The following is a 15532-nucleotide window of genomic DNA, read 5'->3' on the forward strand; positions in this document are numbered from 1 at the left end:
CGTATGATGAAACAAGTTTTTGAAGTCTATGACCTTTTGGATAGTCCGTTTGCCAGCGGGGCAGAAGTCAAAGCTTATTTGGAACAACTGGGTCAAGCGGAGATTACGGTCTCCACCGTGAAAGGTGAAAAGGGCTCTACGGATTTTATTAAAATTGTCATTGCCGGTAAAACGGGTCGCATTCAGGGGGGCGATTCTCCAACCTTGGGTGTAGTAGGGCGACTTGGTGGACTTGGAGCACGACCGGAAATGATCGGATTTGTATCCGATGGTGACGGTGCGGCAGCGGCAATTTCGGCGGCGGCTAAACTATTGTGCATGCAGTCCAAAGGAGATGTGCTTGATGGAGACGTGATCATATGTACACATATTTGTCCAGATGCACCCACTCAGCCCCATGATCCGGTTCCATTTATGGATTCACCCGTAGATATTTTGACGATGAACAAATATGAAGTGACACCCGAAATGGAAGCGATCCTGTCCATTGATACGACCAAAGGGAATCGGGTCATTAACCATAAAGGTATTGCCATTTCCCCGACGGTACGTGAAGGCTATGTGCTACGAATTAGTGAAGACCTCGTCGATATTGTTCAGACCGTTACTGGCGAACCGTGTGTCACGTTTGCTGTAACTACGCAGGACATCACACCTTATGGTAACGACCTGTATCACATCAACAGCATTTTGCAACCAGCGGTGGCAACTTCCGCTCCAGTGGTTGGTGTAGCCATCACGGCCGCTGCTCCTGTCCCAGGCAGTGCAACGGGGGCCAGCCACGAAAGCGATATTGCGCTGGCGGCCAAATTGGCTGTAGAAACAGCCAAAGCTTATGGACGTGGGCAATGCTCTTTTCATTCGGAAAAGGAGTTTCAACATATTACTAAATTGTACGGTACTATGAAGCATCTACAAACGATGGGCAAGTCTGAATAAGCTTTATTCCCTAAGTTAAAAAGAACATGAAGGTTCAATGATGGACAAGGAGGAGGAAGAGGGCATGGCACAACTGCTTGAAGTAACCAACCTCCGGACGGAGTTCAAGACTGCGGCTGGCACCATCCGGGCTGTGGACGGCGTCGATCTATCGGTTGGCAAAGGCGAAACACTCGGAATCGTTGGCGAATCCGGGTGCGGCAAGAGCATTACCTCCCTTTCCATTATGCAGCTCCTCCCCAAGGGACTTGGGAAAGTAGCCGCTGGTGAAGTACGGTTTAACGGTGAAAACATGCTGGATTTTTCGGAGCGGAAAATGCGCTCGATTCGTGGCAACGAGATGGCCATGATTTTTCAGGAGCCGATGACTTCGCTAAATCCTGTGTTCAAAATCGGCAAGCAAATTGCGGAGTCTGCCCGATACCACCACGGTGTAAGCAAACACAAAGCGAAAGACATGGCTGTGGACATGCTGACGAAAGTGGGAATTCCACGTCCAGAAAAAGTAGCCGCTTCTTATCCGCATGAACTCTCGGGCGGGATGCGCCAACGGGTGATGATTGCGATGGCGATGGTGTGCAATCCGAAGCTGCTGATCGCCGATGAACCGACAACGGCACTAGATGTAACCATTCAAGCACAGATTCTTGACTTGATGCGTGAGCTGCAGAAGTCCGAAGGAACTTCCATTCTGATGATTACCCATGACCTTGGTGTCGTTGCTGAAATGTGCGATCGGGTCGTGATTATGTACGCCGGACAAGTGGTAGAAGAAACCGATGTAAAAACGCTTTTTAAAGATCCCAAGCATCCGTATACACAAAGTTTGCTAGCCTCACTGCCACAATTAAACAGTGATCAGGAGCGTCTGGCTTCCATTCCGGGCCAGGTTCCCAACCCACTTGATATGCCACAAGGCTGCCGCTTTGCACCACGTTGTCAGTATGCCAAGGAAATTTGCCGTGCAGAGGCCCCGGAGCTTACAGAAGTGGAACCCGGACACAAAAGCCGCTGCTTGCTACAGCAGGAGGGATATCATGAGTACACTGCTTGAAATACGTAATTTGAAAAAGCACTATCCGATCAAAAAAGGACTTTTTTCCAAACAAGTGGGAGCAGTCAAAGCGGTGGATGGTATTAACCTGACTGTACAGCAGGGTGAAACCCTAGCAATCGTGGGAGAATCCGGCTGCGGCAAATCCACAACCGGACGGGCAATTCTCAGATTGATTGAACCGACGGATGGAGAGATTCTGTTTAATGGCACGGATATACGTAAGCTAAACACAGAGCAGCTGCGCAAATTCAGAACGGATATGCAGATGGTGTTTCAAGATCCGTTTGCTTCGCTTGATCCCAGATGGACAGTACAGCAGGTGCTGGAAGAACCGCTCATCACGCATGAAAAGCTAAGCAAAACGCAGCTCAAAGAGCGGGTGGAAGAGCTGCTCGAAGTGGTCGGATTGTCTCCTTATCATGCACATCGTTATCCGCATGAGTTCTCGGGTGGTCAACGCCAGCGGATCGGGATCGCACGTGCACTGGCGCTTCATCCCAAATTTATCGTGTGTGACGAGCCAGTCTCGGCCCTCGATGTGTCGATTCAGGCGCAAGTGCTCAATCTGATGAAGGACCTGCAAAAACAATATGACCTGACGTATATGTTCATTTCTCATGATCTGTCGGTCGTCAAATTTATCAGCGACCGCGTGGGTGTGATGTACCTGGGCAAGCTGGTCGAACTCGCACCGACCCAAGAAGTGTTCAGAGAGCCGCTGCATCCGTATACAAAGGCGCTAATGTCTGCGGTACCTGTAGCTGATCCGGAAGCGGAGCGTGATCGGATTGTACTTAAAGGGGATGTGCCCAGTCCAGAAAATCCGCCAAGTGGTTGTGCGTTTCATAATCGCTGCCCGGCAGCCATGGAGATATGCAGCAAAGTACAGCCCATCTTTGCCGAAGCTGCACCAGGGCGACAGGTAGCCTGTCACTTGTATCCAGCTTCCACGCCCGAACAAGCGCTAGCTGGACAGGCATAGGCCAGCTGAAAAAGAATAGATAAACCTTCTAGCAAGAATCAAGCCTGAATCCTTCTCAAACGGATTCAGGCTTTTTTTAAGTGTAGCTGTTCTGCAAACGCACATATTTTTCCAATAAATCCATTTTAAGATTCAATATAAGGGGTGGAATTTCAACACCTGTAAATCAAGCATATAACATGCAGGGATACAACATTGCGCACAATCAATGGAAGCGTTTTAATTTGAATATAGAAATACAAAAGAAGACCTCAGGGAGGACATAAGAATGCTAAAAGTGAAAGCGCTTAGATGCGAGCATTTAAATAATCCGATTGGATTGGGTTGTCTAAAACCGCGGTTAAGTTGGCAGATCGAATCTGAAAAAATGTATGTTTCTCAAAAACGTTTCCAATTGCAAGTATCCGTTCATCCCACTTTTGAACCGCTGATTTGGAATCATTTTACCTATTCGGATCAATCCATTTTGTTTCCCTATGAAGGCCCCCCGCTGGAATCAGGACAAAGATATTATTATCGGGTAAAAGTATGGGCTCAGGGAGCGGGTGACACAGAACCGGAAGAATCGGAATGGAGTGAGTCCGGCTTTTGGGAGATGGGGCTGCTCCATGAGCAGGACTGGAAAGCACAATGGATCACAGTGAAGGAGCGGAGCATCCATGAACAGTTTCAGACAAGAGCTCCTTTTGCCGCTTCCAAATATTTTTCGGTTGAGGGAAAAGTGAAAAAAGCAGTCATTTATGCTACAAGTCTTGGGCTGTATGAACTGGAGTTCAATGGACAAAGGGTGGGCGATGCCTACTTTACCCCGGGATGGACGGATTATAACGATCGTGTCCAGGTGCAAGCATATGACGTGACTTCTACCATTCGAGAACAACATAATCGAATCACAGCCACGGTGGGAGAAGGCTGGTACAGCGGTTATCTGGGTTGGCAAAAGCGCAAGGACACCTACGGGAACACGAATGCATTGTTATTTCAAATGAAGATTAGTTATGAAGATGGCCGTTCTGAAGTCATTTGCTCTGATTCTTCCTGGGAGGAAACGAGCTGTGCCATTTTAATGTCGGATATTTATAACGGCGAAATCTATGATGCCCGACTTGAGCAGCAGGCAGCCGAACATAGCTCCTTAACCGAACGGAAAATGATGCAGGTCGTCTCGTTCCCGTTAAGTCATCTGATTGCTCAGGAGAACGAACCTGTCCGTGTGATGAACCGATTGAAGCCTGTTGAACTCATTCGAACTCCTAAAGGTGAGCTGGTGCTTAACTTGGGTCAAAATATGGTAGGTTGGCTGGAATTTAAAGTGGAAGCCCCCGAAGGTACGGTTCTGAATCTGGTTCATGGTGAAGTGCTGGATCAGCAAGGGAACTTTTACAGAGATAATATTCGGGATGCAGCGCAGCAGATTACGTACATTTGTAGCGGGAAGGGGACGGAGATATTTAGGCCGCATTTCACTTTTCAAGGCTTTCAATATGTGAAGCTTGAGGGCTTTCCTGATGGCGTTACGATTGAAGATTTTACGGGTGTTGTTCTGCATTCGGACATGGGGACGATCGGGGTGTTTGAGACATCTGATCCAAAGCTGAATCAACTTCAACACAATATTGTGTGGGGGCAAAAGGGGAACTTCCTGGATGTGCCAACCGATTGTCCGCAGCGTGATGAGCGATTAGGCTGGACCGGCGATGCACAGATTTTTGCTAGAACTGCCAGCTTCAATATGAATGCGGCTTCCTTCTTCCGAAAGTGGCTTAGGGATTTGGCTTACAACCAGCTGGAAAATGGGGCAGTGCCTTTTGTAGTGCCGGATGTCCTCAAAGGAACCTTTGCCGATAATATGGACAAAACGACGGCAGCATGGGGAGACGCGGCGGTTATATGTCCGTGGACCCTATATCAATGCTATGGGGATAAGCAAATCTTAGTGCAGCAGTATGACAGTATGAAAGCATGGGTGGATTATATTCGCGCCCAAGGGGACGAAGAATGTCTTTGGGATACCGGTTTGCAGCTGGGAGACTGGCTTGCGCTGGATAGCGAGGAAGGAAGCTATTTTGGGGCGACGGACGGAACGCTAGTGGCCACTGCTTATTTTGCGTATTCGACTCATATTTTGGCACAGACGGCCAAACTGCTGAATCGTTATACCGATTACAACACATATAAAAACTTACATGAGGGGATTAAAATGGCTTTTGCGAACCGCTACTTCGATGACGCGGGCAAATTGACCTCCAATACCCAGACTGCACAGGTTGTGGCTTTGCACTTCGGATTGGTGCCAGAAAAGTATAAAACGCAAGTGATCCAGGAGCTCGTACGGCTCATCGAAAAAAATGATATGCATCTGGATACCGGCTTTGTGGGCACCCCCTATCTATGTCTGGTTTTATCCGACCATGGCTATACGGATGTCGCTTATAACATTTTATTTCAAAATGATTATCCTTCATGGCTCTATCAGGTTGAACGGGGAGCAACGACCATGTGGGAGCATTGGGACAGCATCAAAGTGGATGGCTCGTTCTGGAGCACCGATATGAACTCGTTCAATCACTATTCGTACGGTTCAGTAGGAGACTTTATGTACCAAAATATTGCCGGAATCGATGTGCTTGAAGCGGGCTATAAAAAATCACGTTTAGCTCCTAAACCGCCTGCCAATCTTACTTCGGCCCATGGCAAGCTGGAGACGCCATATGGCACGCTTGAAGTCCAATGGGAAATCGTGAATAAAGAAATGAAGATGACGGTTCACGTACCACATAATACGACGGCTGAGATTACACTTCCGGGCGTTATGGAGCCGGATGCACTACAGCAAATCATTGTTATGCAATATCCGTCGATTCAGTATCCGCCTGGTGATGTTCCACAGGAGCTGGCTGGGAAATTAGGTTCTACAGGGAAACAGGCGATTTTCCAAAGGAGCGGAGATCATGAAATGACGTTTACGGTCGGTTCTGGACAGTATACGTTCCAGTACAGATGCAACTAGAGGCTAAATAACATAGACTAGAGGTGAGAGCTTAATGAATATAAAGAACAAAGTTTTGTTTAAAACGGCGTTGCTATCCATTTCCTTAGTCCTGACGTCAGCGAGTGCCATTTCGGCTGTCATACCAATGATGCTGAACCAATTATCAGGCGTCTCCAGTTCGCTGATTGAAAGCGTAGTCACGATTCCATCCTTCTCGATGATGCTGTTTGTGCTATTGAGTGGCCCGATTTCTTCTCGATTGGGTAAAAAAAATACAGTCCTGCTAGGGCTTTTGCTCGTAGTCATCGGCGGAATACTTCCCATGTTCACGACGAATATTACATGGATTCTTGCGCTGCGTTTGGTACTAGGTGCAGGTCTCGGGATGTTCAATTCACTGGCCGTCAGTTTAATTAGTGATTTTTTTGAAGGGGATGAACGTGCTCAATTAGTAGGCTTTCAAAGCGCCGTTCAAGGACTCGGAAGCAGCTTGGCTACCTTTGTGGCAGGGCAGCTCGCCCTAATTGACTGGCAGTTCGCTTTTTTATGCTATGGAATCACCATTCCTATTGCGCTATTATTCTTTCTGATCATTCCCGAACCAGAGCGCGGGGAGCCTACAGTAGAGAACTCGACAGAAAAGGGTCACAAGAGCGGGGGAATATCCATACCTGTACTTGGATTAGGGGCTGCACTTTTTCTGTTTATGACTTTTATCATGATTGTATATACCAAAACAGGCATTATGATTGCTGAAAAGAGCATGCCCAATGCTGGTTTTTTAGGAACTGCGTTAACGCTGTTTTCCTTGTCCACCATGATTGCGGGCTTCCTGTTTGGTAGAATCTATAAATGGTTTAGAAATTACGCTCCCTTTATCTCCAGTCTATTAACAGCAACTGGTTTTGTACTACTATGGTTTGCTCAGAATGTTACCATGGTTACCGTTGCCATGCTGATCATTGGCTTTAGTTTTGCGCTGTTTATTCCTTATATTTTTACCATACTAACTAAAATCGTACCTAAAGGCAGTGAGACTTTATCCATTTCCATTGCGATGGTAGGGTCCAATTTGGGAGCGTTTGCTTCGCCTTATGTGATCAAGTTAGTTGGCGTGTTGTCTGGAAATGAAACGGCTTCATTTTCCTTCCTTGTTTCTGCGATTGTATTTACGATTGCGGCACTCCTTTGTCTGGGAATCGCTATTAGAGGAAAGGGAAGCAAAACTCAAGCGGCAGTCCACAGTTAATGGGATGTATCCGATATAGTAATTTTTTCAACGGGCGGAGAACCGCCCGTTTTCCATCATATAGTGAAGGAGGAGTCAGTGTTTATGAACCTTCATGAGTTGGATCAGTTGCTGAGAAACAAAACGGAAATTGAACTTTTACAACAGCAAAACAATCAGGTGATTAATGATCTCTCCAAAGAATCGGAGAATGAGCGTTTTTTTGATATAAATCAGAATATATACCGTATGCCCGCTTTATTTTTCTTTGGAGAACATGATATTTATATTAGCAAGCACAATAGATTTGCTCCGATGCTGGAGCACATGCATGAATTTATCGAATTAAACTATGTTTACTCAGGTAAGTGCAATCAAATCATAGCAGGCAAAGAAATTCAGCTTTGTGAAGGCCAAGTATGTGTCCTGGATAAGGATGTGCCGCACAGCATCGCTCCTTTGGGAGAAGACGATATACTGATTAATATCTTGCTACAAAGAGAAACAATTTCATCCCTATTTCTGCAGCGGCTATCTAAGAAAAAAAGCCTGATTGGCGAATTTCTAGCCAACTCTGTCCTCCAGCATCAGCACCATAATCACTTTATTATTTTTGAGTCGCAGCATAATGAGAACCTTCAATATATATTGCGTAGAATCTTAATCGAATATTATTCCAGGCAAGAGGATTCGATGGAATTGGTGAAGGCTTATTTGCAAATTGTATTTGGAGAATTGGTCCGTGTATTGGAAAGCGAGCATAATATTCACTTAAACCAGCAGGAAAATAATATTACCTCTATTCTGAATTACATGGAAGAGCACTATCAGCATTTAAGCCTACAGCAATTATCTAACCATTTTAATTACAATAGCACGTATTTAAGTAATAAGTTAAAAAAAGTAACCGGTCTTACTTACACTCAGCTTATTGCCAACATTAAACTCAATGCAGCCTATTCTTTGGTAGTGAATACCAATCTGCCGTTCGAAATGATATTTAAACAGGTGGGATATAACAGCATGAGTTTTTTCTATAAAAAGTTTAAAACAGCATATGGTGCCACCCCGCAAAATATCCGAAACAAACAGTTGAGGAAATGAAGGATATACAAGGACGTCCAATTCTAATGGGCGTCTATATTTGTTATAATATCTGCAAATTCATAAGCTGGTGTTTATAAGGGAGGGTACATCCTTGGAGGCAATACTAAGACGTCACTGGCCAGAGTGGAACGGAACGCTGCAGAAACAAACCGGGGGTTGGAATAATACGACGTATTTTGTTAAGAGTGGTGGGCGAAACGGAGTGCTGCGCGTCTACGATACACACAAGGATCGGGACAAAATTGAATTTGAGCATGCAGTTTTGCAGGAGCTGAGTAAGCATTCACTATCGTTCAGGACACCCACGCCTATTCCGACGGTCAGGGGAGAGACGCTCGCTCAGCTGGAGAAGGAAAGCGGTAAATATGTATGTCTGTTCGAATACATAGAAGGCATATCACCCCTGGAGCAGGATTCAAGCTTTGCCTATTCTTTGGGCGAGACTACGGGGGAATTATCGGCTGTGCTTGCGACAGTTAATCTTGATATGACTCCAGTCTATCGACCGTATTATGCTTTGCAGCAATCCTATCCGTTGTGTAACCGGGAAACGGTTCAGGGCTTTTGTTTACATCCGCCTGAGCCTCTAAAGGATTTGCATGAAGAACTGCGATTAATAGGGGAAGCTTATGAAGAGATTACAGATTCGCTTCATGCATTGGAAGAGTTGCCGCATCAGCTTGTACATGGAGACTTGAACGCTTCCAATTTGTTAGTAAAGGATTCTGATCATAGTCTAGTAACCGCACTGCTTGATTTCGAATTTTGTACGCTAGACGTTCGGGTCATGGAGCCGGCGGTCATCTTATCAGGATTTTTGGGACAACCAGAGGAGACGACAGCAGTTCGGGATTTTTGCCGGGGCTTCAGCCGCCAGGTTCATTTAAGCCACACCGAGATTGATGCTGTGCCTATATTGATGCTGCTTAGGAAGGTAGACGTATTTCTTCATTTTTTGAGTCGCTTTCTGGAAGGAACGGATCAGTCACACGTATTGCAAGAGCAGGTCAAACAGATCTCTGCCGACTTGCGCCAGGTTTCCACCAGCAGTAGCTGGATTCAGGAAGAGTTGGTCCAAGCTGGAACAGTGTATGAATAAACGAGCTAAATGCCGCGTTATGTTATAATCTTTAGGAAAATTGAACCCGGGTGCATTGAGATGTACTTGGAACTGGAGGAACAGATGAATAGTTGGCTAACGAACGCGTTACGACCGTACTTCGGGCTGGAGGTGCTGGAAGAGCATTGGGATGTGATAGAAATTAAAGAAGGATACTATATTTGTGTGGATGGAGACGTAATTCGCAAGCGAATTTCTTCCACTGAGGATACTTATGGAGAAACCGATGTAGAGATTTTTACTCGTGATCGGGCATTTGTTTTGCCTAAAACGGCTCGTGGCAAAGAGAAAAAGCTGAATTACACAAGTGTTTCGAGTATCAAGGCAGAAGGCGTGACCTTTTCAGCAGGCATTCGAAGGGATCGTCCTCTTAGTTATGTTACTGCTGTGAATAGCAAAACGGGTGTGAAACTCCCTATTACGGGATGTGAGCATTTACATAGTAAAGAAGAGATCATCGATTGGCTTCAGCAATATCCGTCACTTGTGCCCAAGGATTACGATCGCAGGTTGCACCGGTTGAAGCATATGAAAAACCAGCGTTATAAAACGGTCCCAGGAGACATCTTCCGCGTGGAAATAGACCTTTTCACAGATGGATATGTGCTGGTCGTTGGAGATTTGCGCCAAATGCAAAAGGATCAGTTGTTTGCAGAGGAGAGCATTTGGAACAGTGTCATGACCATGCCTTTATTCGTACGTCCATATTTGTTTACGAGTCGTGACCGTTCAACAGCTTTGGAATCTATCACATCCGCCCCATTATCCGAAACGACCTGGATTGTTATGGATGATTCCTTTATGCGGGGTGCCTATGAGCGAGTAGGGCATAAGCTGTTAGTGGAAGAGGATATTGTGTTCCCCATCGGCTATGGCTGTAGTACGGATAGTAGAAAAGAAAAAACATATAGTCTGTCCTGGGGAACGGGCACGGTTTCCAAACCGGAAGGGGAGACCGTGTTCAAGTCCTCGCGAAAATTTTCAAATAACGGTGCTTATTCAGGTATCGTTGCCGACTGTTTTGGCTCCTGGGAAGAGCGGGAGTGGCACAAAACGCTGGATAATCCGTTACATCAGGATGAACGTCGAAAAGCACTGGCCGAATTCGGATTCCCGGAAGACATTTCGTATGATGAGTTCAACCGTCAAACGGGAGGACTGACGCGTTCGGAATATCTCGCATATTTGGCAAGAACCTATGGCGGGAAAAAGTGATACAAACGAATTGAATTTTTTAATAGGAGGGGCCCATGAAATATCTTAAGGATTGCCCGGAACCAGGCATGGGAACCTGGTATTTTGAAATAGATTCGGATGGAATAGCCTATCGACAAATTGTCATCCAGGATGACGGCACGTATATCGCCTCTAATCGCAAGCACGAGCAGTATCATTTCTTATTAGCTGAGAAAGCGATTGATGACACGGAGCCCTATTATACGCAAATTACAAAAAAAGAGTTTGAAGAAGTATGGTCCAATTATCTTCACACCTTGAACCAGGAATGGCATCAAATCAAAAATGCACTGCCCGTTGGAACTAAGGTAAAGGGTTATATTGAAGTATTTTTCCCACACGGTACGCTTATTCATATTTTCCAGCATCATGCGGTCGGATTGTCAGACACTCGTACATATGAGGAAAAGACACCATCCGAGTGGATGTATCCGAAGCATGAGGTCACGGCCATTGTAAAAGGATACGACGAAGTGAATCAGTGGGTGATTTTAGATCAAACGCAGGTTTTCAAAAATCAGTTCGCAGGTTGAAAGTGAATTTTGGGATATGCGGGAAGGGGAATGAACATGCATACTTTAACGGTTGATGAACTGGTAGATAAGGATAACCATGCATGGGAAGAGGTCAGAAATATTCTGAAAGAAGGCCGGAATTCACATCAAATTGTATCGGCCGAATCGGAATCCGCTCCAGGGGACACGCTGTACCGTTTGCAGGTGAGTACGAAATCGTATTTGGGAACAGTTGCCTATGAGACAGGAGGAATCGTGTTTGATTACGGTTGGATCACCTTGCTGGGTGCGGGTGGCTCTGGAATTTTCGGTAGCTTGACCTCATGGAACGGGCTTCAAGAACCGGAAAGTGTTCCTGCGCTTGAGGGGATGCTAATGGTGGCCTATGATGCAGCAGGTGGATTTTTTGGATTGGATATAGGGAAATTCGGACGTAGCGGTCACATCTACTATTTTGCACCAGATGCATTGGAATGGGAATCCACTGAGCTGGCCTATTCCGGTTTCTTGAGCTGGTTGGCTGAGGGAGATTTGGGCTTGTTCTACCAGACATTCCGCTGGAACGGTTGGCAGAAGGATATGGAGCAACTTCAGCCGGGAGAGGTATTTGCATATTATCCGCCGCTATGGACCCAAGAAGGTGGAGGGGAGACCAGCAGCAAGTCGCCTATAGACATTACAAAAGCATGGCAGGCGGTAGTGGATAAGGAATAGCTTGCTCGGTAGAAATAACAACTCTTAGAGGCATCAAGGCATGGAGGTTGGTACATATGTGGAGTATTCAATTTGAACAACCGTTTGTAATAAGTCAGGAAGCAACTGATGAACAAATCGCGAATTTTTTGAAAACATGGAACATAAAGCTATCCGAGCAAGAGATTCACGAAATCAAGCAAAGACAAGTGAACCCTTTTCCAAAGTTGTCTCCTTTCTATGATCAATATAAACCTTTAGATCCTGTTGGCTGGCATCTGCCTCAAGGACAATTTCCTGACAGCTATATGGAGTTTTTGAAATATTCTAATGGTGGGGAGTTTCAAAATGGAGAACGTTATTTTCAGTTTTTCAATACCGAAGATTTGAGAGAAATGAACCTCGCCTACGAGTTGCCGGAATATATGCCGGGTGCTGTGTCGTTTGCGATGGATGGGTGCGGAAACCACTATATGTTTGATATGAGAGAGGAAAAAAGAAACAATGAGTATCCCGTTCTTTTTGCTCATTCTGGTAGTCTGGGATATGACGAATGTGAACAGGTTGCCCATTCATTTATAGAGCTGAGTACGGAAAAATGGGCATTGTATTGATACCTGCATGATTCTGCCCAATATATAGCCAATAGTGAGAAGTCTACAAACAGTCCCCTTGAAGGAACTCTTCATTGGGACTGTTTGTAGCGGATATGCGATACACAATCAGGACCATGGGATTCTTGCACAAAGCTATCTTACATATGTTGTGGCCTGATTGCCGGCATAATCTTCAAGCACGATCTTTAGCGAGCTGGTACGAGAAGTAGGGGTAAAAGTCAGTTCACTTAATTTTGTTCTTCCCCGGACAATGTAAGGAAACTTTTTCGATACATAAGTTACGCCAAATTGCTTGGGCACATCGTTTTCGTATACATATAAACGATGCCAGTCCTTCAAGGTTGGTAGAGCAAGCGTATACGTTGACCCAGTGACCGTCACATTCTCTTTTACATAAGGCTCTATCGTCGTGTCTGCGAGATACCCAGTGTATGCTACAGGTTCATGATTGCCGATAGCGATACGTAGTGTGTAGCTATCACCGTTTGTGGGCAGATCGGTAAACGTAGCCGTTTCAGCGCCATTGTCCGACGTAATGGTTTTATGGAATACGGTGTCCGTATAGTCGGTGATCAAGGTCAATTTAACCGTTCCGTCCGCTTCAGAGGGATTTTTCCACGTTACTGTAGCCTCACCGTTTTCTTGAGTCTCCACCTTAATATGACTGACGGCAGCATTCAGATCGTAGCTTAATCGAGCCGGTTCGCTTTCCGTTCCATCAGCCCCAACTGCAGTAAGCATTAATTCACCGGATTTATGGTTTAGGGATTTAATATAATAGGATGAGTCATAAATTCCGCCGATATAGGAGCCGTTCTCATACAGATTGTATTGTTTAACTTTGGAGTAATCCTCAAGGTCCCAGGCTACGAGCATTTCGTTCGTATCGGTCAGTGCCTTGGTGATTTTGAATCCCGTCGGCGCGGCTGGTTTCAGGACAGAATGGTCTGTTATCTTGATTTGGCCGATATTCATCTGATAGTTTTTGATTGTTTTATTCGCGTTATCAAAAGATAAACCGAAAGCTACAATTGTTTCTCCTTTATAGGCACTCAAATCCAGATTGTGGCTTACCCAGCCCGTGGTTTGTTTACCAGAGTTAGGGATGCTGACTTTTACGACTTGGCCGGGGTTATCTTTGAAAATAAGTCCGATACTCAGCACCGAGCTGTCATCGGAGGAAGGCTTATTGTACGTGATGGACAAGTTTGAATTCTTATTTACCGACAGATCCGTTTTATACAGGCGTAAAAAGTTATCTGAATTCAGCTCTCCGTTAACGACGAGGGAGCTGCCACCCTGATAAGCGCCCACAGGCTGATAGGTAAACCGAGTGCCTTTGGTATAATTCGGACCATAGTCATAGTCAACCGAGAGCGGTTTACCTTTGGTATCGAGCCACCATTGCCAAGTTACCGGGATATCCTGAATATTGATGTTGGACCATTCCTTGGGATTGGAGATGACTCCATTCACGACATACTGCAAGCCATGTCCGGTATTGAAGCTGGTATTAAAATGGGAGCCACGGATGACAGAACGTTCGGCGATATATGCCGCGATACCGTCCCAGTTTGCGCCCGAAGCTTTTACATCGGACAAATCTACGCTTGGGTTTCTTTGTGCACGGACGGGATTCTGATTCGGACCTGACCACCAGACACGGTCGCGGATAAAGGTCATCCATTGATACGCATTGTCAGCTCTGCGATTGGTGTCCTGTCCGCCAAACTCTTCATCCAGCGCATTATGTGTGAAATCTGCTCCCAACGTCGCGATACTGTTCATTGGCTGCCCGTTATCACCGATATTCAGACGAAGATCGTATTTTTGCTTCCATCTGCCAAAGTCACCGTTCCCGCCCTCAATCCCAGCAAAAACGGTTTTAAGAGAGTCCAGACCCAATTGCTTGGCATGGTCGCGGGAGCTTTTCAGCTTCGCTTTGTCCCACCAATAATTGAGAAAAATAGAATCGGACACCTGTCCGTATTGCTTGTCTTTGACAAACGGGCTGTTCACGGCATTAAACTCATTTTGATAAGCAATTTTACCGGTTTCGTTTACGGTGGAGTCGTACCATTGCACATACATGCCCTGATCTCGCAAGTATTTCATAAACTGCTTGTAACGGGGGATGTCCTCTGTAGCTACGCCTTTTGAAGCTTCCTCCTGGTTGATGAAGTAGCCGTCATAGCCATAATATTTCGCCATTTCGATCAATTTTTTGGCTACTGGAAATCCACCCTGAGCATCCTGCACGAGCATTTGCTTATACGTTTGCGGTCCACGGTCATTATCCGAGAAAAAAATGCAGGCGATGGAGAGAACGCCGTTTTTGTGCGCCGCATTCGTATAACCCGGATTTGGAATGTTCAGAATGCCGAATTCGAACCATTTTTCCGTCCAATCCTTTTGGGGATCGTATAACTCTTCGGGTACATGGGCGGTAGGCATGCCATGCCAGTAGCCGTAATAGTCGGTATACTGCCAATAGTTAAACAAGTATTGACTGAATTTATTGGTATAGGAATAGCTATCAAAAAAAGCGTTTCCATAATCGCCGCTAAGTGTAAACATTTGCGTGTCAGGGCTTAAAGCAGGTTGGGCCTGTGTAGCGGCGAAGGAGCTGTTACGTTGTTGCAGAGGGACGCGAGCGCGAAGCATATCTCCATAGACATCTTTGGTAGGAGTCCAGTCCAAAATATGTGAGCTGGCGTATCCGTGCTGATAAGGCTGATTCGGCCCTTTGGCGCTTTCTCCTTCATATGGGAGGGTATCGCCTGCATAAACGGATGGAGAGAGGGTTTGACTTAACAGGACAGAAGTCAAAACCAGCGCAGTCCATTTTAAAGCGAACTTGTGAACCTTGTTACGTTTCATAGCTCATCCCCCTAACGTGTATTTATCCCCCTAAAGATAATCAATAAAACGGTTTTTAAATAGAGGCTAAATTAAAGATATGGCGTTTAAATTAAAGAAAATCCTCATTTTTATGAATGCGCTTACTTATATCCAGCGAAGGACATGGTATACTTTATTTACGCAT

12 protein-coding genes are annotated in these 15532 nt (G+C 45.6%); 11 read left to right on the plus strand and 1 reads right to left on the minus strand.

Annotation, left to right across the window (positions count from 1 at the left end; translation table 11 throughout):
* The first annotated feature begins 3 nt into the window (after window positions 1-3).
* From MKX59_RS08685 to MKX59_RS08735, 11 genes are all read left to right on the plus strand, one after another.
* Complete coding sequence (locus MKX59_RS08685; RefSeq protein WP_053325872.1) at window positions 4-939, plus strand: DUF1177 domain-containing protein; 936 nt, start codon at window positions 4-6, stop codon at window positions 937-939.
* A 64-nt stretch (window positions 940-1003) separates the two neighbouring features.
* The gene (locus MKX59_RS08690) at window positions 1004-1993 is read left to right on the plus strand and encodes an ABC transporter ATP-binding protein (protein ID WP_075155076.1); all 990 of its coding nucleotides are present in this window, start codon (window positions 1004-1006) and stop codon (window positions 1991-1993) included.
* On the plus strand, window positions 1977-2978 hold the full coding sequence (locus tag MKX59_RS08695) for an ABC transporter ATP-binding protein (protein WP_071642096.1): 1002 nt from the start codon (window positions 1977-1979) through the stop codon (window positions 2976-2978). Before MKX59_RS08690 ends, MKX59_RS08695 begins: the two co-directional genes overlap by 17 nt.
* Window positions 2979-3246: 268 nt before the next feature.
* Window positions 3247-5988, plus strand: coding sequence for an alpha-L-rhamnosidase (locus MKX59_RS08700; protein WP_076264743.1), 2742 nt, complete (start codon window positions 3247-3249; stop codon window positions 5986-5988).
* A gap of 34 nt (window positions 5989-6022) precedes the next feature.
* Window positions 6023-7219, plus strand: a complete 1197-nt coding sequence (locus MKX59_RS08705) for an MFS transporter (RefSeq protein WP_023989672.1) — start codon at window positions 6023-6025, stop codon at window positions 7217-7219.
* A gap of 84 nt (window positions 7220-7303) precedes the next feature.
* Entirely contained in the window at window positions 7304-8302 is a 999-nt protein-coding gene (locus MKX59_RS08710) for an AraC family transcriptional regulator (RefSeq protein WP_034095071.1), read from the plus strand.
* 94 nt (window positions 8303-8396) lie between these two features.
* Complete coding sequence (locus MKX59_RS08715) at window positions 8397-9404, plus strand: phosphotransferase enzyme family protein (RefSeq protein ID WP_340858233.1); 1008 nt, start codon at window positions 8397-8399, stop codon at window positions 9402-9404.
* Between the two features lie 84 nt (window positions 9405-9488).
* Window positions 9489-10640 (plus strand): Imm26 family immunity protein, encoded by a 1152-nt coding sequence (locus MKX59_RS08720; RefSeq protein ID WP_340858236.1) that lies wholly within the window; start codon window positions 9489-9491, stop codon window positions 10638-10640.
* A 35-nt stretch (window positions 10641-10675) separates the two neighbouring features.
* Window positions 10676-11194 (plus strand): hypothetical protein, encoded by a 519-nt coding sequence (locus MKX59_RS08725; RefSeq protein WP_160789871.1) that lies wholly within the window; start codon window positions 10676-10678, stop codon window positions 11192-11194.
* A gap of 36 nt (window positions 11195-11230) precedes the next feature.
* Window positions 11231-11890: a DUF2625 domain-containing protein gene (locus tag MKX59_RS08730; RefSeq protein WP_340858240.1), complete on the plus strand. Its 660-nt coding sequence runs from the start codon at window positions 11231-11233 to the stop codon at window positions 11888-11890.
* Between the two features lie 56 nt (window positions 11891-11946).
* Window positions 11947-12483 carry an SMI1/KNR4 family protein gene (locus tag MKX59_RS08735; protein ID WP_340858243.1) on the plus strand — a complete coding sequence of 179 codons (537 nt, stop codon included), beginning with the start codon at window positions 11947-11949 and terminating at the stop codon, window positions 12481-12483.
* Between the two features lie 135 nt (window positions 12484-12618).
* Here the strand turns inward: MKX59_RS08735 and MKX59_RS08740 are convergent, their stop codons facing one another.
* Complete coding sequence (locus tag MKX59_RS08740; protein ID WP_340858245.1) at window positions 12619-15366, minus strand: endo-beta-N-acetylglucosaminidase; 2748 nt, start codon at window positions 15364-15366, stop codon at window positions 12619-12621.
* Between the last annotated feature and the right edge of the window lie 166 nt (window positions 15367-15532).

It is taken from the genome of Paenibacillus sp. FSL R7-0340 (assembly GCF_038002205.1).
GTDB lineage: Bacteria > Bacillota > Bacilli > Paenibacillales > Paenibacillaceae > Paenibacillus > Paenibacillus polymyxa_B.